Origin of the sequence: Pseudomonas sp. 3296, from assembly GCF_031456615.1 — a bacterium.
Classification (GTDB): Bacteria; Pseudomonadota; Gammaproteobacteria; order Pseudomonadales; family Pseudomonadaceae; genus Aquipseudomonas; species Aquipseudomonas mucoides.
Genome location: NZ_JAVDUY010000003.1, coordinates 615,786 through 636,728, shown reverse-complemented (window position 1 = coordinate 636,728; position 20,943 = coordinate 615,786). Strand labels below are relative to the sequence as shown.

Sequence of the window (20,943 nt, the reverse complement as noted above, 5' to 3'; positions counted from 1 at the left end):
GTATCTCCTTGAACTGAGGTCAGTCATTCTGACCATCAGGACGGGCTGCCGAGTGTTGGGAGGGTCCCACGTTTGCAGGACTTGATCAGTGGACTGCGGCGGCACATCAGGGTTCTAAACTTTTGCGGTACTGCTGTCGATTCTGGCAAGAAGTACTCAAAAAGACGCCTGAATGCGCCTTCCTTGAGGTCCTGCTCAGGTCGCCCTAGCCTGGGTAACGCGGTCCACCAGATAGACTAGCCCGTGGTAATCAATGCCGCCATGTTGAGTCAGCCCGATCTCACAGGTTCGACTGGTCGAGATCCCCTCGCTGCAATGCTGCACCGCGTCCTTGAGCGTTCTTAACGAATGAGCATTCAATTCCGGCGTGGTGAAACCCTTGTCACCGGCAAACCCGCAACAGTGAATCCCTTCAGGAACGACCACGGTTTTACTGCACTTGCGCGCCAGATCAATCAACGCCTGACTTTCGCCCAGGTGCTGGGTGCTGCACGTGACGTGTACCGCAATCGGTGCTTCCTGCGGTGTGAAATCCAGGCGGTCCATCAAATGCGTACGGATGAAACGCACCGGGTCGTACAGGTCCAGTCGAACTTCGCCCAGGTCCTGAACCAGGCGCAACGTGCACGGACTGGTGTCGCAGTAAATCGGATCGAGCCCGCCACGACTGGCGTGCAGCAGGGCGCCGATCAGTTCCTGGCGTTTGTGTTCGGCCTGTTCGGCGTAACCCTTGGAGGCGAATGGCTGACCACAGCAGAGGTTGTCCTGATTGTCCGGGAAGACCACTTGGTAACCGGCCTTTTCCAGCAGCCCACGGGTTTTGTCGTACAGCGACATCTGCTCTTTATCACCCGCTGCCGGGCCCATGACCCGTGACACGCATGCTGCCAGGTACACCACCCGAGGGCGTTCGTCCGACACGGTCGGGCTGAAGCGAATGGCTTTTTCCGGCTGCGGCATGGCGTTGGTCCACTGCGGGACCTGCCCTTTGGACAGCTTCGTCAGCGTCGCCGACAGCTTCGCCAGGCGTGGCGCTCCCAGCAGCATCCGTGCGCCATTGGCAACGTGCAGGGTGAAACGCGCACCTTGCAGTGCCGTGGCGAAATTACCTTCCAGCCAGTTGGCGGTTTTCGTACGCGTTGCGTTGCGGCTGCGGAGTTTTTTCACCAGCTCGCCGGTATTGATGCCAACAGGGCAGCGTTGCGCGCAAAGACCGGTGGCCGCGCAGGTGTCGATGCCTTGATATTCGTAAGCGGCTTCGAGTTCGGTGGTGTCGACGCCTGCACGTTTTTTCGCCTGAATATCCCGCCAGATCACGATGCGCTGGCGCGGGCTCAGGGTCAGGCCTTTCGACGGGCACACCGGTTCGCAGAAACCGCACTCGATGCATTTATCCACAATCTCATCGGCGGCCGGCAACGGTTTCAGGTGCTTGAGGTGGATCTGCGGATCTTCGCTGAGCACCACGTCCGGGTTGAGAATGCCGTTGGGGTCGAGCAGGCGTTTGAGTTGCCACATCAACTGATAGGCATCGCTGCCCCATTCCAGCTCGACGAACGGCGCCATGTTGCGCCCGGTGCCGTGTTCAGCCTTCAGCGAACCGCCGAATTCAACCGCCACTAACTGCGCCACGTCGTCCATGAACGCTTGATAGCGTGCGACTTCTTCCGGGTTGTTGAAGCCTTGGGTGAAGACGAAGTGCAGATTGCCTTCCAGTGCGTGTCCGAAAAGGATCGCTTCGTCGTAGTGATGTTTGTCGAACAACTCGATCAGGCGATTGACGCCGATGGCCAGTTGTTCCACCGGGAAGGTCACGTCTTCGATGATCACCGTGGTGCCGGTTTTGCGCACGGCGCCGACGGCGGGGAAGGTGTCTTTGCGGATCGCCCAGAGGCGAGCGTTTTCCACCGGGTCTTCGGTGAAGTCGACCTGTTTTTCCACCGGGAACGAGGTCAGCGACGCCATGATCTGCGTCAGTTGTTCTTGCAGTAAAGTGGATGATGCGGCGCGGGATTCGATCAGCAGTGCGCAAGCGTTGTTCGACAACTGTTGTACGAAAGCGGGCATGCCGGGTTTGTTCTGCACTGAGCGCAGGCTGCGACGGTCCAGCAGTTCCACGGCCGACACCGGTTGGCTTTTCAGCACGGTCACGGCGTTGCAGCAGGTTTCCACGTCCGGGAACACGATCAGCGCCGAGGCTTTGTTCGGGTGATCGATCACCGTGTCGTAAGTCACCGCGCTGATAAAGCCGAGGGTTCCTTCGGAGCCCACCAGCAAGTGGCTCAAGATATCCACAGGCTCGTCGAAATCCACCAAGGCATTGAGTGACAGTCCGGTGGTATTTTTCAGGCGGTATTTGTGGCGGATTCTTGCCGCCAGTTCGGCATTGGCGCGCGTCTCGCGGCCCAACGTGGCCAGACGTTCAAGCAGCGAGGCATGGCTTTGTCGAAACGCTGCCACGCTGGCCGCGTCTTCGGTATCGAGGCGACTGCCATCGGCCAGCACCAGCCGAATGCCGGCCAGCGTGTGATACGTGTTCTGCGCCGTGCCGCAACACATGCCGCTGGCGTTGTTGGCGACGATGCCGCCGATTTTGCAGGCGTTGATCGAGGCCGGGTCCGGGCCGATCTTGCGTCCGAACGGGGCCAGCCAGGCGTTGGCTTGTGCGCCGATCACGCCCGGTTGCAGGCGGATTTGCGTACCTTGGCCGCGGATCTCGCGACCGTTCCAGTTATCCCCCAACACGAGCAGCACCGAATCGCTGATGGCCTGGCCAGACAGGCTGGTGCCGGCAGCGCGGAAGGTCACCGGGACCTGATCCCGTTGCGCCAGTTTGAGCAGTGCCACCACTTCATCTTCCGACTCGACGCGAATTACCAGTTGCGGAATCAGCCGATAGAAACTGGCGTCAGTGCCGAAGGCCAATGTCGACAGCGGGTCGTCGAAACGTCGCGCTTGGGGAATCAGTTGCTGTGCATCTCTCAGGAAAGCCGCCGGTAGACTCATTGGTCCTCCAGGATCAATACAACCAGGTCTTTCGGACCGTGCGCGCCGTAGGCGAGGATCTGTTCTATGTCGGCGGTTTTCGACGGGCCGGACACCAGCAAGGCGTTGGTCGGCATGCCTTTGCCCCAGTTGAATTCCTGCTGTACCTGATAGAAGTTGTCGCGGATTTCGCTGGCCTTGAGCAGGGCGAAATGCACCGGTGGCACCAGGCTCATCAAGCGCGGTTCTTCCCGCGTCGGCCACAGAATCAGGCTACCGGTGGCCGCGATTGCACCGAGGGTGCCGGTGAGGCTGGCCGGAGTCTCGTTGAACAACTCGGCTTTCCATTCTTCAATCGGGCGGTCGTAGGCTTTGAGCGCTGGCAGCCCCGGATTTTTCGCCCAATGCTGAGTGATGTGTTCCCCGTGAGGTGTAGTCGGCGCGATCAACAGGCTGGGCAACTGACGATCCTGCAACAACTGGGCCAGCAGCGAAGGCCAGCCTTCGCCCGATGTCAGGTGGATTTCGGTGTGCACCGCTTCCATCAATTTGCGCAGCTGCGGGATGCGTTGTTCGGCGGTGTAGGTGTAAGGCGCTGTCACCAGTTCGACGTCGAACTCGTCAGGCACCGGCGTAGTGCCGGTCAGACTTTTCCGTAACTTGGCGAGGATGTTTTGTCTGGCGCTCATCAACGGTCTCCCTGTTTGGCCAAATGCTCGCGGGCCATGTCGTGCAGTGAGCGGGCGGCGGGTTTGGGGGCGCTGTGGTTCTGCGTCCACGGGCCGATATTGTTCGGCGTGAGCGCGCGCAATCGTGTGGCGAAGTAACCGAACAGCCGATACAACGTCGGCGAACTGTTGAGCTTCGCCCAGGCATTCCAGATGAACCGTTCCTTGCGCGAATACTTGCTGCCTTGGCCGCGCATGACTTGATGCGGGCTGTCCGGGGCTTTGACGTTCTCTTCCCGCAGGCGGCGCAGCAATGCAGGGATCGGGATTTTTACCGGGCAGACTTCGCCGCACGCACCGCAAAGGGAGGAAGCGCTGGGGTGATCCGGGACTTTCGCCAGGCCGACCATGTGCGGCGTGATGATTTTTCCGATAGGCCCAGGGTAAACCTCCCCATACGCGTGGCCGCCGATGCGGGTGTAGACCGGGCAATGATTCATACAGGCGCCGCAGCGGATGCAGTTCAGGGTCTGGCGCAGTTCGCTGTCGGCAAATGCCTGGCTGCGACCGTTGTCGAGCAAGACCAGGTGCACTTCCTGAGGACCGTCGAGTTCATGCGCCTTGCGCGGCCCGGAGATCATGTTGACGTAGGTGGTGATCGGAATGCCCAGCGCCGAGCGGGTCAGCAGTGACAGCAGCGGCACCACATCGCGCAGGTTTTCCACGACTTTTTCGATACCGGTCACGGCGATGTGCACCGGTGGCACCGACGTGGTCATGCGCCCGTTGCCTTCGTTTTCCACCAGCAACAGGGTGCCGGTTTCGGCCACGGCGAAGTTGACACCGGAGACGCCGATGTCCGCTTCGAAGAATTTCTGCCGCAAGACTCTGCGACCGATCTGAATGAGTTGGTCAACGTCCTTGGTGTATTCCACGCCAAGTTTGTCGTGGAACAAGGACGCGACCTGGCCGGCATTCTTGTGGATCGCCGGCATAATAATGTGTGAAGGCTTCTCGTGGTCGAGCTGGACGATGTACTCGCCCATGTCCGATTCCAGGCATTCAATGCCCTGATCAGCGAGGAAATGATTCATTTCCATTTCTTCGCTGACCATCGATTTGCCCTTGATCACTTGCCGCCCCTCGTGAGCGCGGATGATCGAGAGGACGATGCCATTGGCCTCGTCCACCGTTTCCGCCCAGTGCACTGTCACACCGTTGCGGGTCAGGTTCTGTTCAAGCTGCTCGAGCAAGTCGGGCAACTTGGATAACGCGCGGGCGCGGACAGCATTGCCCAGCGATCGCAAATGTTCTCTCTCGTGGGCATCGCTGAAGGACGCTGCCCGTTTTGTCATCAGTGAATCCATCGCAGTGCGAAAGTTGTTTCGCAGTTGCTTGTCGTCCAAAGCCTTGTGAGCCCGGGCGCGAAAATCTTCGTCGACGCTGACCGTCGGAATAATCGTGGAAGTGCTCATCGGGCACCTCCGGTTCGCTGCCAGAGGAAACTGGCCAGGTGCTGGCCGCGCAATGCTTCCTGCTGTTTCTCCAGTGAGCCGTTGATGTTCATCAGGCAACCGCAGTCGGCACTGAGTACCTTGTGCGCGCCAGATTCCTTCAACGACCGGGTCTTGTCCGCCACCATCGCGCCGGAAATGTCTGGCATACGGACGCTGAACGTCCCACCGAAGCCACAACATTCGCTTTCGTGGTCGTGATTGACCCGCTCCACGTTGCTCAATTGCGCCAACAACTCGCGACCGTGCAGGTGGGTGTTCATTTCCCGGCGTGCCGAGCACGACGTGTGCAACGCCACTTTGACCGGCTCACCGCTGTCCTTGAGCTGCACCTTGCAGACAAACAGCAGGAACTCGGCCAGTTCGTACGTCCGGGCGGCGAGCGCCTGGATTTGCTTCAACGTGTCCGGCTCGTCCTTGAACAAGTCGGCATAGTGTTCGCGCAACATCCCGGCACACGATCCCGACGGCACCACCACCGGAAAATCCCCGGCGAACAGCGCCAGTTGCGAACGCGCCACGGTCCTGGCCTGCTCGGTGTAACCCGAGGTGTAGGCGGGTTGTCCGCAGCAGCTTTGCCCTTGCGGGTACTCGACACGAATGCCTTCGCGTTCCAGCAAGTGGATCGCGTCCATCCCGGCTTCCGGGTAGAACAAGTCCACTACGCAAGTCCCGAACAGGTACACCCGTGACGGTTTCTCGCTGGGGTATTGCCGAGGCTCGGGCAGTGGCGGGGCGACGCGGGTCGCGTTCGGCACAGCGTTGTAAAAAAGCTCGCTCATCAGGCGTGTCTCCGGGTGGTCCCGGTTATCCGTCCGCTGAGGCTGCTGAATATAAAGCGGGAAGCTTTCAGCAGCCTTGCAGACCAGGTGGTGAATTGCTGACGCCGGAATCGTGGTCCGGCGTCGGTTTTTGCGTTTTAACCTGTAGTACTTAGTGCACCAGCATGCCGGTGAACCAATAGGCCTGAGCCAGGGTGATCAAGCCGACTATCGTTGCAAAGAATAGGCTGTGCTTGAGGGTGAAGCGGAACAGATCCGATTCCTTGCCCACCAGGCCGGTCGCGGCGCAGGCCACGGCGATCGATTGTGGCGAGATCATCTTGCCGGTCACGCCGCCGCTGGTGTTTGCCGCCACCAGCAACACATCGCTGACACCGATCTGGTGCGCAGTGGTCGCTTGCAACGAACTGAACAGGGCGTTGGACGAGGTGTCGGAACCGGTCAGGAACACGCCCAGCCAGCCGAGGAACGGCGAGAAGAACGGGAACGCTGCGCCCGTCGCTGCCAACACCAACGCCATGGTCGACGACATGCCGGAGTAGTTGGTGACGAAGGCAAACGCCAACACCATACCGATGGACAGAATCGGCCAGCGCAGTTCGTAGAAGGTCTCTTTCAAAGTGGTCAGACCAGTTTTGAAATTGATCTTCAGCACCAGCATCGAGATCAGCGCGGAGAAGAAGATCGCCGTGCCGGTCGCGGAAATCGGGTCGAGCTTGAACACTGCCGGGATGGCCGTCGGGGCTGCCACGATCGGTGCCACCTTGATCACCATTTGATCCAGGTGCGGAATGGCGAAGTTGAACACCCAGCTGTACATCGAACCGCCGGCCGCGAACATCGCCTTGAACGGCTTCAGGGTCCAGATGGTGACGAGTACGGTGAGGATCAGGAATGGCGACCAGGCTTTGAAGATTTCACCGAGGCTGTACGGCGAGGCCACGGTGGTGCGCGGCTGACCGAAACCACCGACGCTGGCGGTCACTACGGACGCCGAGACGGCACCGGCAATGTGTTGGCCGGCAGCGCGTTTCGGCTGCCAGACTTTCAGGAACAGGGTCAGGGAAATCAGGCTGACCAGGGCCGAGGTGATGTCCGGCAGTTCCGGGCCAATGAAGTTGGACGTGAAGTATTGGGTGATGGCGAAGCTCAAACCGGCCACCAGCGCGGCAGGCCAGGTTTCCTTCACGCCGCGCATGCCGTCCATCATGAACACCAGCCAGAACGGCACGAACAGCGACAGCAGCGGGAGCTGGCGACCGGTCATGGCGCCGATCTTGAATGCGTCGATACCGGTCACTTGCCCGGCCACGATGATCGGAATCCCCAAGGCACCGAATGCGACGGGCGCGGTGTTGGCGATCAGGCACAGGCCGGCCGCGTACAGCGGATTGAAGCCCAGACCGACGAGCAGGGCGGCGGTAATCGCCACCGGTGCACCGAAACCGGCAGCGCCTTCGAGGAATGCACCGAAGCAGAACCCGATCAGCAGCACCTGCAAGCGCTGGTCGTCGGTGATCGACAGTACCGAGCTGCGGATCACTTCGAACTGGCCACTCTTGACCGTCAGTTTGTACAGGAACACAGCCGCCACGATGATCCAGGCGATGGGCCACAGACCGTAGGCGAAGCCATAACCGGCCGCGGCGAACGCCATGTCAACCGGCATCTGGAAGGCAAAGATCGCCACGGCAATCGACAACGCCAAGGTGATGCTGCCGGCCACATGGCCTTTGAGGCGGAACACCGCCAACGCCAGGAAGAAAAATACGATGGGGATGACGGCCGCGAGGGCGGAGATGCCGAGACTGCCGAGCGGGGTATAGAGCTGTTGCCAGGTTTGCATATGGGGTGGCCCCTAATTGTTGTTGGTCAGGCACTGGGCAGCGTTCTTGGTTAATTGGTAATACCAATTTACAATCGCTGTTGGCTAGGGTAAAAGCCTTCTGTGCGGTGTGTCAATTTGCCGCCCTAAAACTTTTGTCGAATACGCCGTGTGTAATGTCGCTGACCGGCTTGATCGAGCGTCTTCCTGGCAGGTGCTGACGCCGCGCCAATAGGCCAGAATAGAGAGCCCGGCGAGCGGTCGGGATCGTGGAGAAGTGAGTTATGGGGTTTGATCAGATACGTCAGCGCCGTTTGTCTGACGATATTGTCGAGCGGCTCGAGGGGATGATCCTTGAAGGCACGCTGAAGTCCGGTGAGCGCTTGCCGGCCGAACGTGCACTGGCCGAGCAGTTCGGCGTGTCACGCCCTTCGTTGCGCGAGGCGATTCAGAAACTGGCAGCCAAGGGCTTGCTGGTCAGTCGTCAGGGCGGTGGCAATTATGTCGTCGATTCGCTGGGGTCGACCTTCAGTGATCCATTGCTGCATCTGCTGGAAAACAACCCCGAGGCGCAGCGCGATCTGCTGGAGTTTCGTCATACCCTGGAAGCGTCCTGCGCTTATTACGCGGCTTTGCGCGCCACCGATGTCGATCGTGAGCGGCTGACGGCGGCGTTTGAGGTGCTGCAGGACTGTTATTCGCGTCATGACGATGTAAGTCGGGCCGAAGAGGGTGCGGCGGATGCCAGTTTCCACCTGGCCATCGCGGAAGCCAGTCATAACGCGGTGTTGCTACACACGATTCGTGGGTTGTTCGACCTGCTCAAGCGCAACGTGGTGACCAACATTGGTGGCATGTACAAGCAGCGCACAGAAACCCGCGACATGCTGATCACGCAGCATAGGGAGTTGTACATGGCGATTATCGAAGGGCGGGCGGAGCAGGCGCGGGAAGTTTCCAGTCGCCATATTTTGTATGTGCAGGAAGTGCTGGAAGAGGTGCGTCAGGAAGTGCAGCGCATGGCTCGGGCGGAGCGGCGCAAGGGGATGTAGTCAGCAAACGATCATTCCCACGCAGAGCGCGGGAATGATCAGGGTAGGAAGTTAATCTTCCTTGCCTTTGTTGCGCACCGCACGCGCCAGTTCACGACCGGCGTCGCGTTCGCGTTCGGTATCGCGTTTGTCGTATTCCTTCTTGCCCTTGCCTAGTGCGATCTCGCACTTGACCATGTGCTTGCTCCAGTACCAGGACAGGCACACACAGGCATAGCCTTTTTGCTGCACCGCGGCCGCCAGCTTTTCCAGTTCGCGCCGGTTGAGGAGCAATTTTCGGGTACGGGTCGGATCAGCGATGACGTGCGTGCTGGCCGTCATCAACGGCGTGATGTGGCTACCAAGCAGCCAGGCTTCGCCATCCTTGAGCAGCACGTAACTGTCGACCAGTTGCAGCTTGCTTGCCCGCAGACTTTTTACTTCCCAGCCGGCCAGGACCAGACCAGCCTCGAACTTATGCTCGATGAAGTAATCGTGTCGCGCCTTTTTGTTTTGCGCGATGGTCCCTGTTGGGTGTTTCTTCTGTTTAGCCATAGGGGCGGCATTATAGGGAGTTGCAAGCGAGTCGGCTACGGTATCGCTACGTGCTTGAGCAGGTTGATTGAATCCCGGACAATGCGGCCTCTTTTTTGAACGCTTGGGCGTGATAACGATGTCGACAGACAAGGTTTCTGTCCACGGCAGTTGGGCTAGCCGCTGGGTCTTCATACTCGCCGCGACCGGTTCGGCCGTGGGCCTGGGTAGTATCTGGAAATTCCCGTACATGGTTGGCGTCTACGGCGGCGGCGCTTTCGTGCTGATGTTCCTGGCCTGTATCGCGCTGATCGGCGTGCCGGTCATGCTGGCCGAAACCCTGATCGGCCGTCGTGCCCGGCAAAGTCCGGCCAATGCCTTGAAGGTGCTGGCGCTGGAGGCGGGGCATTCAGGCAAGTGGTCCTGGGGCGCCTTCGCCGGGATGATCACGGCGTTGCTGATCCTGTCTTTCTATAGTGTGGTCGGCGGCTGGTCGCTGGATTACATCATCGACATGGGGCGTGGTGACTTCCAGGGGGTGACGGCCGATCAGGTCGGCGCGTACTTCGGCAATGTGATCGCCGACCCGTGGCGCCTGACACTTTGGCACACGATTTTCATGCTGCTGTCCGCCGTAGTGATCGCCAAAGGCGTGGTCGCCGGGCTTGAGCGCAGCTTGCGGATCATGATGCCGCTGCTGTTTGTGATGATCATCGTGCTGCTGGGTTACAGCATGACCACCGGGCATTTCATGGAGGGCGTGCATTTCATGTTCGACTTCCACCCGGAAAAAGTCCTCGACGGCTTGCTGCCCGCCATGGGCCATGCATTCTTCTCGCTGAGCGTGGGCGTTGGGTCGATCATGATCTACGGCGCTTATATGCCGAAGAACTCGTCGATTTCCGGCACCGTGGTTGGCGTGGCACTGCTCGATACGTTCGTTTCCCTGGTGGCCGGTCTGGCATTGTTTCCGATTGTGTTCGCCGCGGGCCTGAACCCGAGCGAAGGCCCTGGCCTGATGTTCGTCAGCCTGCCTTTTGCCTTTGGTAACGTGGTGTTTGGCCAGTTGATGGGCGTAGTGTTCTTCGTGCTGGTCGCAGTTGCTGCCTGGAGTTCGGCGATTTCGCTGCTCGAGCCGATGGTCGCGTATCTGGTTGAGCGCACCAAGATCAGCCGCGCCTGGGTCACGTTCTGGCTGGCGTTTACTTGTTGGTTCGTTGGTTTGGGCACCGTGTTCTCTTTCAATATCTGGAAGCAAGCCAAGTTTTTCGTGAACGAGGGCGGGATGTTCCACCTCTACCAATGGGGCGCGGCCGGCGGCCTGGACTTCTTTGGTGTGATCGACTTCTTCACCTCGCGGATCATGTTGCCACTCGGTGGTTTGTGTTTCGTGGTGTTTGCAGGCTGGATCATGGGGCGTGAAGCGGTGCGCGACGAATTGTCGATCCGCAGCCCGATACTGTTTGGCCTGTCCCTGTTCTTGATGCGCTATGTGGCGCCCATCGGCATTCTTGTAGTGTTTGCCGCCCAGCTGTGGAAGTGACGCTGACATGACGACGCATATTCAACGCTCGGCCCTGCTGCCATACCCGGCGCAGGCGCTGTATGACCTGGTCAACGACGTAGCGCGTTATCCCGAGTTTTTGCCGTGGTGTTCGGCAGCCGAAGTCCTGGAAAGCTCGCCGGAACACATGCGCGCCAGCGTCGGTGTAGCCAAGGGTGGTTTGAGCCAGCATTTCGTTACTCGGAACACGTTGGTGCCCGGGCAGTCGATCGAGATGAACCTTGAAGAGGGGCCTTTCACTCAGTTGCACGGTATCTGGGTGTTCAAGCCGCTGACGGATAAGGCCTGCAAAATCAGTCTGGATCTGTCGTTCGACTATGCCGGACCGATTGTTCGCGCGACGTTGGGGCCGTTGTTCAATCAGGCGGCCAACACGCTGGTGGACGCGTTCTGCCAGCGCGCCAAGCAGATTCATGGTTGAGTCGGTGATTGAGGTCGAAGTGGTGTATGCCGCGGTTGATCGTCAGGTATTGCTGACGGTCGCTGTGCCTGACGGCACGTCGGTGCGCGAGGTGTTGCGCAAATCAGCGGTGGATGCGCAGTTTCCGGAACTGGATCTGGGCACTTGCCCGGTGGGTATATTCGGCAAGGTCATTGCTGATCCCGAGGTGCGTCCGGTTCAAGCGGGTGATCGCATCGAGATCTACCGGCCATTGCTGGCGGATCCCAAGGAGGTTCGTCGCTTGCGTGCCGCCAAGGCGGCCGAGGCCAAAGCACGGAATCAGTGATTCGCTAATGCCAGGCAATAAAAAACCCGGAAATTCCGGGTTTTTTATTGCGTCGCAAATTATTGCGGCGAAGTGTCCAGCGGTGTTGGCGTCGGGACTGGAACGGTTTCTACACCGTCGACGTCCTTCTGGATCTGGTCCAGCAACGAACCTGGCTTGACCGGTTTTTCCGGTTTTGGCTTCTCGGCGTTTTCTGCTGGTGCAGCGACTTGCGTGCCGCTGTCCTTACCGAGAATGGCTTCGTCACGGCTCACGCCTGGCATGAAATCACCAGAGAGGCTGACAAGCTGGTCATTTGGGTTGAAGATAACGCTGATGCGTTCCTGTTGGCGTTCACCGCCACCCGGTTGCAGGCTGTACAGATAATCCCAGCGATCGGCATGGAACGTGTCGGTCAGCAGAGGGTTACCCATGATAAACCGTACTTGCTTGCGGGTCATTCCCGGGCGTAACTGGTCTATCATGTCCTGCGTGACGACATTGCCCTGCTGGATGTCGATTTTGTAAACCCCGGGGAATGAACAACCGGCGAGTGCGAGCAGTCCCACAAAGGTGAAACTGGTTAGCAAGAGCTTGGTGTTTTGCATCGGTGGGCGACTTCCACTATCTTGGCTGGGACAACGTAAACGCCGATCATACCCGCATTAAGAGAAGCTGCGAAGCAGCATCGCGAGAAAGCTGACCATGGTTGAAAATAGCGAACTACGCAAAGCCGGCCTCAAAGTGACCCTTCCACGGGTCAAAATTCTGCAAATGCTCGATTCCGCCGAGCAGCGCCACATGAGTGCCGAAGATGTTTACAAGGCACTGATGGAGGCTGGTGAGGACGTCGGTCTGGCCACGGTTTACCGTGTACTGACTCAGTTCGAGGCGGCTGGCCTTGTGGTGCGGCACAACTTCGACGGAGGCCATGCGGTCTTCGAGCTGGATGACGGCAAGCATCACGACCATATGGTCAACGTCGAAACCAGCGAAGTGATCGAATTCTTCGACGAAGAAATCGAGCGCCTGCAGAAAGCCATCGTCGACAAGTATGGTTTCGAGATGGTTGATCACAATCTGGTGCTGTACGTACGCAAGAAAAAGTAAGCATGTCGCGCGAATTTCATATTCGCGAAACGAACGAAGGCGACCCCTGGGTCGCCTTCGTGCTGTCTGCCGTTCTTAAATCTTTGCGGTGACGACCATCTTTTTCGCGTGTGCCAGGGATTCTTTGGTCAGGTCTATGCCGCCCAGCATCCGCGCCACTTCTTCGACGCGATCATTTTTGCTCAGCTTGGAGACGGCTGTATGGGTCGCCTCTTCGCCCCGCACCTTGTGCACAAATAAATGTTGGTGACCCTGAGCGGCCACTTGTGGCAAGTGAGTGACGGTCAGCACTTGCCCACGCTCTCCGAGGCGCCGCAACAACTGACCTACGATCTCGGCGGTCGGGCCGCCAATGCCCACGTCTACTTCGTCGAACACCAGTGTCGGGACACGAGAGGTCTGTGCGGTGATCACCTGAATCGCCAGGCTGATCCGCGACAGCTCACCGCCCGAAGCCACTTTGGCCAAGGCTTTTAATGGTTGGCCGGGGTTGGCGCTCACCAGCAGTTCAACCTGTTCCAGGCCATTGGGCAGCAGCTCATCACTGCTGTTGGGGCGCAACTCGATGGTGAAACGACCGCCGGGCATGCCCAGTCGCTGGATTTCCTGCTCAACGGCGCTGGCCAGGCTGCTCGATGCTTGATGGCGCAAATCACTCAGCTCGCGCGCCTTCTCCTGATAATGACGGGCAAAAGAGGCCAGTTCATCGCTCAGCCGTTCGATGGATTCATCGTTGGCATTCAGGGTTTCGATTTCATCCAGCAGTCGCTGCTGCATCTCCGCGACCTCGGTCGGCTGGATGCGGTGTTTGCGCGCCATGGTGTAGATCGCATCGAGGCGTTCTTCCAGGTATTGCAGGCGCGCCGGGTCGGCGTCGAAGTTGTCGAGGAAGCGGTTCAATTCGCCCACTGCTTCTTCTACCTGAATCTGTGCGCTGGTCAGCAGGCTGCTGGCTTCGCCCAATGCGCCGATCGAGTTGTTGACGCTTGAGAGGCGATTGAGGCTTGCGGTGAGGGCATTTAGGACATTGCCAGAATCACTTTCGCTGCACTGCTCGACCACTTGCCGGCAGATGCCCAGCAGGGTTTCTGCGTTGGTCAGGTTCTTGTGTTCATGCTCCAGTTGTTCCAGCTCGTTTTCGCCGAGCCCAAGGTTTTCCAGCTCTTCAAGCTGATAGCTGAGCAATTGATGGCGGGCGCGTTGCTCGTCGCCGGAGTTGGAAAGGCGCTCCAGTTCCTGGCGGGTCTGGCGCCACCTTTGAGCGGCCAACTGCACTTGGCGTGCAAGGTCCGTGGCCCCGGCGTATTCATCGAGCAGTCGGCGATGGGTGTCGGTCTTGAGCAGCGATTGGTGCTCATGCTGGCTGTGGATATCGATCAGCAGTTCGCCCAGGGCCTTCAGGTCGCCGAGCGGGCAGGGCGTGCCGTTGATGTAGCCCCGGGAGCGGCCTTCGGCGGTGATCACCCGTCGCAAGATGCACGGGCCATCGCTTTCAAGGTCGCGCTCGGCGAGCCAGGCGCTGGCTTCCGGGATATCGACCAGGTCGAAGGTCGCCAGAATGTCGGCCTTGTCTGCGCCAGGGCGGACTACTCCACTGTCGGCGCGATCACCCAGGGTCAGGCCCAGGGCGTCGAGCATGATCGACTTGCCGGCACCGGTTTCCCCGGTGATCACGCTCATCCCGCGATCGAGTTCGAGATCGAGGTGTTCAACGATGGCGTAGTTATGTACGGACAGGTGCACCAGCATAAAGGCCGCTCCCAGGCTTTAGGTCTGGTTATTTATACAGTGTTTTATTTGCGCCTGACAATGCCCTCGCTTAGCTCGATTTGCTCGGTCTGACGAAATGCTTAGTGCGTCGGGTAATCGCAATGCAGCGCTTTTTGTAGGGTTAATCGCAACGAGCCCCTTGAAGCTGATTTTTGCGGCCCCATATACCGGGACAGAAGCGTGAGTTGAGCTCACGGACGATATTGAAAGGAGAAATCTATGGCTGACGAACAGACAGTGGATACGCAAAATCAAGATGCCAACCAAGGCTCCGCGGCTTCGGGTGATGACCTGGCGGCTCGTGTACAAGTGCTCGAAGAGCAACTGGCAGGCGCGCAGGATCAGGCTTTGCGTGTTGCCGCCGATCTGCAGAACGTCCGCCGTCGCGCTGAGCAGGATGTAGAAAAAGCGCACAAATTCGCCCTCGAAAAGTTTGCAGGCGATTTGCTGCCGATCATCGACAGCCTGGAGCGTGGCCTGGAGTTGTCCAACCCGGACGACGAAAGCATCCGCCCAATGCGTGAAGGCATCGAGCTGACCCTGAAAATGTTCCAGGACACCCTGAAGCGCTATCAGCTGGAAGCGATCGATCCGCATGGCGAACCGTTCAACGCTGTTCAGCATCAGGCCATGGCCATGCAGGAAAGCGCTGATGTCGAGCCCAATAGCGTGCTCAAGGTGTTCCAGAAGGGCTATCAGCTCAATGGTCGTCTGCTGCGCCCGGCCATGGTCGTGGTCAGCAAGGCCCCGGCACCAGTTTCGCCTTCGATTGACGAGCAGGCTTGAAATTGGCCGCAAGGCCCCCATTTATAAGTCAAGCGTTTAAGTGCTACCGCAGTTAGCCACCACTGCTGCGGCATCCAAATCCAAAGTTTCGGGAGAGTGAACATGGGCAAAATTATCGGTATCGACCTGGGGACTACCAACTCCTGCGTCTCCGTGCTGGAAAACGGCGTAGCCAAAGTTATTGAAAACGCTGAAGGCGCGCGTACTACGCCGTCGATCATCGCTTACGCCAACGATGGCGAAATTCTAGTTGGCCAATCGGCCAAGCGTCAGGCTGTGACCAATCCGCATAACACCCTGTATGCGGTGAAGCGTCTGATCGGTCGTAAGTTCGACGAAGAAGTCGTACAGAAAGACATCAAGATGGTCCCGTACAAAATCGCCAAGGCTGACAACGGCGACGCGTGGGTAGAAGTGAACGGCCAGAAAATGTCGCCGCCACAAATCTCGGCTGAAATTCTGAAGAAAATGAAGAAGACCGCCGAAGACTACCTCGGCGAGCCAGTAACTGAAGCGGTGATCACCGTTCCGGCCTACTTCAACGACAGCCAGCGTCAAGCCACCAAAGATGCCGGCCGCATCGCGGGCCTGGACGTAAAACGTATCATCAACGAACCAACCGCAGCCGCTCTGGCTTACGGTATGGACAAGGCGAAAGGCGATCACACCGTGATCGTTTACGACTTGGGCGGCGGTACTTTCGACGTTTCCGTGATCGAGATCGCTGAAGTTGATGGCGAGCACCAGTTCGAAGTATTGGCCACCAACGGCGACACGTTCCTGGGTGGTGAAGACTTTGACATTCGTCTGATCGACTACCTCGTCGACGAATTCAAGAAAGAAAGCGGCATGAACCTCAAAGGTGACCCGCTGGCGATGCAGCGCCTGAAAGAAGCCGCTGAAAAAGCCAAGATCGAACTGTCGTCTAGCATGTCGACCGACGTGAACCTGCCGTACATCACTGCAGACGCCACCGGTCCTAAGCACTTGAACGTGAAAATCTCCCGCGCCAAGCTCGAAGCGCTGGTGGAAGACCTGGTTCAGCGCACCATCGAACCTTGCCGCATCGCGCTGAAAGACTCCGGCATCGACGTTGGCGCCATCAACGACGTGATCCTGGTCGGCGGTCAGACCCGTATGCCACTGGTTCAGAAGCTGGTGACCGAGTTCTTCGGTAAAGAAGCACGTAAAGACGTGAACCCGGATGAAGCCGTTGCCATGGGTGCTGCTATCCAGGGCGCGGTATTGGCTGGCGACGTTAAAGACGTTCTGCTGCTCGACGTCAGCCCGCTGACCCTGGGTATCGAAACCATGGGCGGCGTGATGACCGCGCTGATCGAGAAAAACACCACGATTCCTACCAAGAAATCGCAAGTGTTCTCGACTGCCGACGACAACCAGGGCGCTGTGACCATTCACGTGCTGCAAGGTGAGCGTAAACAAGCCGCTCAGAACAAGTCTTTGGGCAAGTTCGACCTGGCCGAGATTCCACCAGCGCCACGCGGTGTGCCACAAATTGAAGTGACTTTCGACATCGACGCAAACGGCATCCTGCACGTAGGCGCCAAAGACAAGGCCACCGGCAAGACTCAGTCGATTGTGATCAAGGCCAACTCTGGTCTGTCCGAGGAAGAGATTCAGCAGATGATTCGCGATGCTGAAACCAACGCCGACGCAGATCGTCAGTTCGAAGAGCTGGCAACCGCTCGCAACCAGGGTGATGCGTTGGTTCACTCGACGCGCAAAATGGTCGCTGACGCTGGCGATAAAGTGAGCGCTGAAGAGAAGACTGCAATCGAGGCGGCAGTGGTTGCCTTGGAAGCCGCCATTAAAGGCGACGACAAGGCTGCTATCGACGCCAAGGTTGAAGAGCTGTCGAAAGTCTCCGCTCCAGTGGCGCAGAAGATGTATGCCGAACAGGCTCAGCCTGCTGAAGGCGCTGCACCGCAAGACGAAAAAGCTGAAAAAGCTGACGACGTTGTCGATGCCGAGTTCGAAGAAGTAAAAGACCACAAGTAAGTTGTTGGTCGCCCGGTTGACTGCCTTCAGGCGGTGACTGGTAGGATGTCGCCGCGCGGGAGCTTGCTCCCGCGTTGGCGTGTCTGGAATACGCGAATTTTTACAGCATGCGACAACGTTCGCGTGCTGCTGGTATGGCCGGGAATGCTCCTGCTTTTCGAGCCGAAAGTACCGCGATGAATCAAAGACCAGGATCGTTGAATTGACGTGAGTTGGGTCCGGGCCTGTATTGGGGCTCAACGAGTTTGGCAAGGCTCAGGAGAGGTTTGCCGAACGTCCTCAAGAGTGCAAAGACATATGGCAAAGCGTGACTATTACGAAGTATTGGGTGTTGAGCGCAGCTCAAGCGAAGCAGACCTGAAGAAGGCCTACCGCCGCCTGGCGATGAAGCATCACCCGGACCGTAATCCCGATGACAAAGCGTCGGAAGAGATGTTCAAGGAGGCCAATGAGGCCTACGAAGTATTGTCCGACTCCAGCAAGCGCGCGGCCTACGACCAATACGGTCATGCCGGTGTCGACCCAAGCATGGGCGGTGGCGGTGCCGGTTTTGGCGGTCAGAACTTCTCCGACATCTTTGGCGATGTCTTCAGTGACTTCTTCGGAGGCGGTCGCGGCGGTTCCCGTGGCGGTGCCCAGCGCGGCAGCGACTTGCGTTACACCCTGGAGCTGAACCTGGAAGAAGCGGTGCGCGGTACTACCGTGAATATCCGCGTTCCGACGCTGGTCAACTGCAAACCGTGCGACGGCTCGGGTGCCAAGAAAGGCTCCTCGCCAGTCACTTGCCCGACGTGCGGCGGTATCGGCCAGGTCCGTATGCAGCAAGGCTTCTTCTCGGTGCAGCAAACCTGCCCGCGTTGCCATGGACAAGGCAAGATCATTTCCGACCCGTGCAACTCCTGCAATGGCGAAGGGCGTGTCGAAGAGTACAAAACCCTTTCCGTCAAAGTGCCGGCCGGTGTCGATACCGGTGACCGCATTCGCCTGTCTGGCGAAGGCGAGGCGGGCGCTCAGGGTGGCCCGACGGGCGACCTGTACGTGGTGATCAATGTGCGCGAGCACGCGATCTTCCAACGCGACGGCAAGCACCTGTTCTGCGAAGTGCCGATCAGTTTTGTCGATGCGGCGTTGGGCGGCGAGCTGGAGATTCCGACCCTTGATGGTCGAGTCAAACTGAAAATCCCTGAGGGGACCCAGACCGGCAAGCAGTTCCGCGTTCGCGGCAAAGGCGTTGCGCCAGTGCGTGGCGGCGGTGCCGGCGACCTGATGTGCCGCGTGGCGGTCGAAACCCCGGTCAACCTGGGTCGTCGTCAGCGTGAACTGCTGGAAGAATTCCGCAGCTCTTTGGCGGACGACAACAGCCATTCGCCGAAAACCACCGGTTGGTTTGAAGGCGTGAAGCGCTTCTTCGGCGATTTGTAAGGAGTCGGCATGCGACGTATAGCTGTGATGGGCGCTGCCGGGCGCATGGGCAAAATTCTGGTCGAGGCCGTGCAACAGCGCGCGCCGCTGACCGGTCTGACGGCGGCCATCGTGCGCCCCGGCAGCACACTGGTTGGTGTGGATGCCGGCGAGCTGGCCTCGCTGGGCCGCATCGGCGTGCCGTTGTCCGGCAATCTGGAGTCGGTCGCTGATGAGTTCGATGTGTTGATCGACTTTACGCTGCCGGAAGTCATGCTGAAGAACCTCGCGTTCTGCCGCAAGGCTGGCAAGGCCATGGTCATCGGCACGACGGGGCTGGATGCTGCGCAGAAGCAGTTGCTGGCCGAAGCGGGCAAAGACATTCCTATCGTGTTCGCGGCCAATTTCAGTGTCGGTGTCAACCTGTCGCTGAAGTTGCTCGACATGGCGGCGCGCGTGCTGGGTGATGACGCTGACATCGAAATCATCGAGGCGCATCACCGGCACAAGATCGATGCGCCTTCAGGCACTGCGTTGCGCATGGGTGAAGTGATTGCCAGTGCCCTGGATCGTGATCTGCAGAAGGTTGCGGTCTATGGTCGCGAAGGTCATACCGGCGCGCGTGAGCGTGAAACGATCGGTTTTGCCACGGTTCGTGGCGGTGATGTGGTCGGCGATCACACGGTGCTGTTCGCTTGCGAAGGTGAGCGTCTGGAAATCACGCATAAAGCGTCCAGCCGCATGACCTTTGCCAAGGGAGCGGTGCGTGCTGCGTTGTGGCTGGAGGGTTGTGAGCCAGGCCTTTACGACATGCAAGACGTACTCGATTTGCGTTAATATGCGCCCGAAATCGGGCTCAGACCCAGCGTTTGAGCCCGGTTTTGCACTGCCAGGCGACGTCCTGTCGCATTCTCCAGCCTTTCGGGCTCATTGGCGGTAGACCAAAAAGGCCTTTTTCTGTAAGCTACAGCTTTAGTGTGTCCACTAAAAGCGCGCAGAATTATTCGGTGAAGAAGCGGGGTGACGTGTCCATACGTCACTCCGCTTTTTTACAACCTGCGATCGCCCTTTCAGGCTTTATTTACGGGAGGTCTTCTTGACTAAGCCAGCCATACTCGCCCTTGCTGATGGCAGCATTTTTCGCGGCGAAGCCATTGGAGCCGACGGTCAAACCGTTGGTGAGGTGGTGTTTAACACCGCAATGACCGGCTATCAGGAAATCCTTACCGATCCTTCCTACGCCCAACAGATCGTTACCCTGACCTACCCGCACATCGGCAACACTGGCACCACGCCGGAAGACGCCGAGTCTGACCGCGTCTGGTCCGCTGGCCTGGTCATTCGTGACCTGCCACTGGTTGCGAGCAACTGGCGTAACACGATGTCCCTGTCTGATTACCTGAAAGCCAACAACGTTGTGGCTATCGCCGGTATCGACACCCGCCGCCTGACGCGCATCCTGCGTGAGAAAGGCGCACAGAACGGCTGCATCATGGCCGGTGACAACATTTCCGAAGCCGCCGCCATCGCCGCCGCACAGGGTTTCCCCGGCCTGAAAGGCATGGACCTGGCCAAAGTCGTCAGCACCAAAGAGCAGTACGAATGGCGCTCGACTGTCTGGGATCTGAAAACCGACAGCCACGCAACCATCGACGCTTCCGAACTGCCGTACCACGTGGTCGCCTACGACTACGGCGTCAAGCTGAACATCCTGCGCATGCTGGTCGCGCGTGGTTGCCGTGTGACCGTGGTGCCTGCACAAACGCCTGCTGCCGATGTGCTGGCGATGAAGCCGGACGGCGTGTTCCTGTCCAACGGCCCTGGTGATCCGGAGCCATGCGACTACGCGATCCAGGCGATCAAGGACGTGCTCGAAACCGAGATCCCGGTGTTCGGCATCTGCCTCGGTCACCAACTGCTGGCGCTGGCCTCCGGCGCCAAGACCCTGAAAATGGGCCATGGTCACCACGGTGCCAACCACCCGGTCCAGGACCTGGACAGCGGTGTGGTGATGATCACCAGCCAGAACCACGGTTTTGCCGTAGACGAAGCGACCCTGCCGGCCAATGTTCGTGCGATCCACAAATCGCTGTTCGACGGCACCCTGCAAGGCATCGAGCGTACTGACAAGAGCGCCTTCAGCTTCCAGGGTCACCCGGAAGCCAGCCCTGGCCCGAACGACGTAGCGCCATTGTTCGATCGCTTCATCAACGAGATGGCCAAGCGACGCTGATCGCTCGCCCTGAT

General features: G+C 58.9%; 18 protein-coding genes. 10 read left to right on the top strand and 8 right to left on the bottom strand.

The window, feature by feature from the left end:
• Positions 1-195 precede the first annotated feature (195 nt).
• The 5 genes from J2X66_RS11220 to J2X66_RS11200 form a co-directional block, all read right to left on the bottom strand.
• Positions 196-3,006, bottom strand: a complete 2,811-nt coding sequence (locus J2X66_RS11220; RefSeq protein ID WP_310264082.1) for an FAD-binding and (Fe-S)-binding domain-containing protein — start codon at positions 3,004-3,006, stop codon at positions 196-198.
• Entirely contained in the window at positions 3,003-3,674 is a 672-nt protein-coding gene (locus J2X66_RS11215; RefSeq protein ID WP_310264079.1) for a lactate utilization protein, read from the bottom strand. The genes J2X66_RS11220 and J2X66_RS11215 overlap by 4 nt, the downstream gene beginning before the upstream one ends.
• Complete coding sequence (locus tag J2X66_RS11210) at positions 3,674-5,128, bottom strand: LutB/LldF family L-lactate oxidation iron-sulfur protein (protein WP_310264076.1); 1,455 nt, start codon at positions 5,126-5,128, stop codon at positions 3,674-3,676. The genes J2X66_RS11215 and J2X66_RS11210 overlap by 1 nt, the downstream gene beginning before the upstream one ends.
• Positions 5,125-5,949, bottom strand: a complete 825-nt coding sequence (locus J2X66_RS11205; RefSeq protein ID WP_310264073.1) for a (Fe-S)-binding protein — start codon at positions 5,947-5,949, stop codon at positions 5,125-5,127. The genes J2X66_RS11210 and J2X66_RS11205 overlap by 4 nt, the downstream gene beginning before the upstream one ends.
• 151 nt (positions 5,950-6,100) lie before the next feature.
• Positions 6,101-7,795 (bottom strand): lactate permease LctP family transporter, encoded by a 1,695-nt coding sequence (locus J2X66_RS11200; protein WP_310264070.1) that lies wholly within the window; start codon positions 7,793-7,795, stop codon positions 6,101-6,103.
• 263 nt (positions 7,796-8,058) lie between these two features.
• Here J2X66_RS11200 and J2X66_RS11195 point away from each other — a divergent pair, with 263 nt between their 5' ends.
• A complete protein-coding gene (locus tag J2X66_RS11195; protein WP_027924443.1) occupies positions 8,059-8,826 on the top strand; it encodes a GntR family transcriptional regulator in 768 nt (255 codons plus the stop codon).
• Positions 8,827-8,877: 51 nt separating this feature from the next.
• Here J2X66_RS11195 and smpB read toward each other — a convergent pair whose 3' ends face one another.
• Positions 8,878-9,360 carry an SsrA-binding protein SmpB gene (smpB, locus tag J2X66_RS11190; protein WP_027924444.1) on the bottom strand — a complete coding sequence of 161 codons (483 nt, stop codon included), beginning with the start codon at positions 9,358-9,360 and terminating at the stop codon, positions 8,878-8,880.
• A gap of 118 nt (positions 9,361-9,478) precedes the next feature.
• Here smpB and J2X66_RS11185 point away from each other — a divergent pair, with 118 nt between their 5' ends.
• From J2X66_RS11185 to J2X66_RS11175, 3 genes are read left to right on the top strand one after another with little or no spacing between them, the layout of a single operon-like run.
• A complete protein-coding gene (locus J2X66_RS11185) occupies positions 9,479-10,882 on the top strand; it encodes a sodium-dependent transporter (protein ID WP_310264066.1) in 1,404 nt (467 codons plus the stop codon).
• Between the two features lie 7 nt (positions 10,883-10,889).
• On the top strand, positions 10,890-11,324 hold the full coding sequence (locus J2X66_RS11180) for a type II toxin-antitoxin system RatA family toxin (RefSeq protein ID WP_027924446.1): 435 nt from the start codon (positions 10,890-10,892) through the stop codon (positions 11,322-11,324).
• Positions 11,317-11,631: an RnfH family protein gene (locus J2X66_RS11175; RefSeq protein ID WP_310264063.1), complete on the top strand. Its 315-nt coding sequence runs from the start codon at positions 11,317-11,319 to the stop codon at positions 11,629-11,631. The genes J2X66_RS11180 and J2X66_RS11175 overlap by 8 nt, the downstream gene beginning before the upstream one ends.
• Before the next feature lie 59 nt (positions 11,632-11,690).
• Here the strand turns inward: J2X66_RS11175 and J2X66_RS11170 are convergent, their stop codons facing one another.
• Entirely contained in the window at positions 11,691-12,218 is a 528-nt protein-coding gene (locus tag J2X66_RS11170) for an outer membrane protein assembly factor BamE (RefSeq protein WP_027924448.1), read from the bottom strand.
• Between the two features lie 97 nt (positions 12,219-12,315).
• Between J2X66_RS11170 and fur the strand changes: the two genes are divergently transcribed.
• The gene (gene fur, locus J2X66_RS11165) at positions 12,316-12,720 is read left to right on the top strand and encodes a ferric iron uptake transcriptional regulator (protein ID WP_003197684.1); all 405 of its coding nucleotides are present in this window, start codon (positions 12,316-12,318) and stop codon (positions 12,718-12,720) included.
• A 75-nt stretch (positions 12,721-12,795) separates the two neighbouring features.
• Here fur and recN read toward each other — a convergent pair whose 3' ends face one another.
• Positions 12,796-14,469, bottom strand: a complete 1,674-nt coding sequence (gene recN / locus J2X66_RS11160; RefSeq protein ID WP_310264058.1) for a DNA repair protein RecN — start codon at positions 14,467-14,469, stop codon at positions 12,796-12,798.
• Positions 14,470-14,709: 240 nt separating this feature from the next.
• Between recN and grpE the strand changes: the two genes are divergently transcribed.
• The 5 genes from grpE (at position 14,710) to carA (ending at position 20,929) form a co-directional block, all read left to right on the top strand.
• A complete protein-coding gene (gene grpE, locus J2X66_RS11155) occupies positions 14,710-15,276 on the top strand; it encodes a nucleotide exchange factor GrpE (protein ID WP_027924450.1) in 567 nt (188 codons plus the stop codon).
• 102 nt (positions 15,277-15,378) lie between these two features.
• Entirely contained in the window at positions 15,379-17,295 is a 1,917-nt protein-coding gene (gene dnaK, locus J2X66_RS11150) for a molecular chaperone DnaK (RefSeq protein WP_310264052.1), read from the top strand.
• 297 nt (positions 17,296-17,592) lie between these two features.
• Positions 17,593-18,717 carry a molecular chaperone DnaJ gene (gene dnaJ / locus J2X66_RS11145; RefSeq protein WP_310264049.1) on the top strand — a complete coding sequence of 375 codons (1,125 nt, stop codon included), beginning with the start codon at positions 17,593-17,595 and terminating at the stop codon, positions 18,715-18,717.
• Positions 18,718-18,726: 9 nt separating this feature from the next.
• Positions 18,727-19,533, top strand: coding sequence for a 4-hydroxy-tetrahydrodipicolinate reductase (gene dapB / locus J2X66_RS11140; protein WP_310264047.1), 807 nt, complete (start codon positions 18,727-18,729; stop codon positions 19,531-19,533).
• 259 nt (positions 19,534-19,792) lie between these two features.
• Positions 19,793-20,929 carry a glutamine-hydrolyzing carbamoyl-phosphate synthase small subunit gene (carA, locus tag J2X66_RS11135; RefSeq protein ID WP_123435250.1) on the top strand — a complete coding sequence of 379 codons (1,137 nt, stop codon included), beginning with the start codon at positions 19,793-19,795 and terminating at the stop codon, positions 20,927-20,929.
• Positions 20,930-20,943 lie beyond the last annotated feature (14 nt).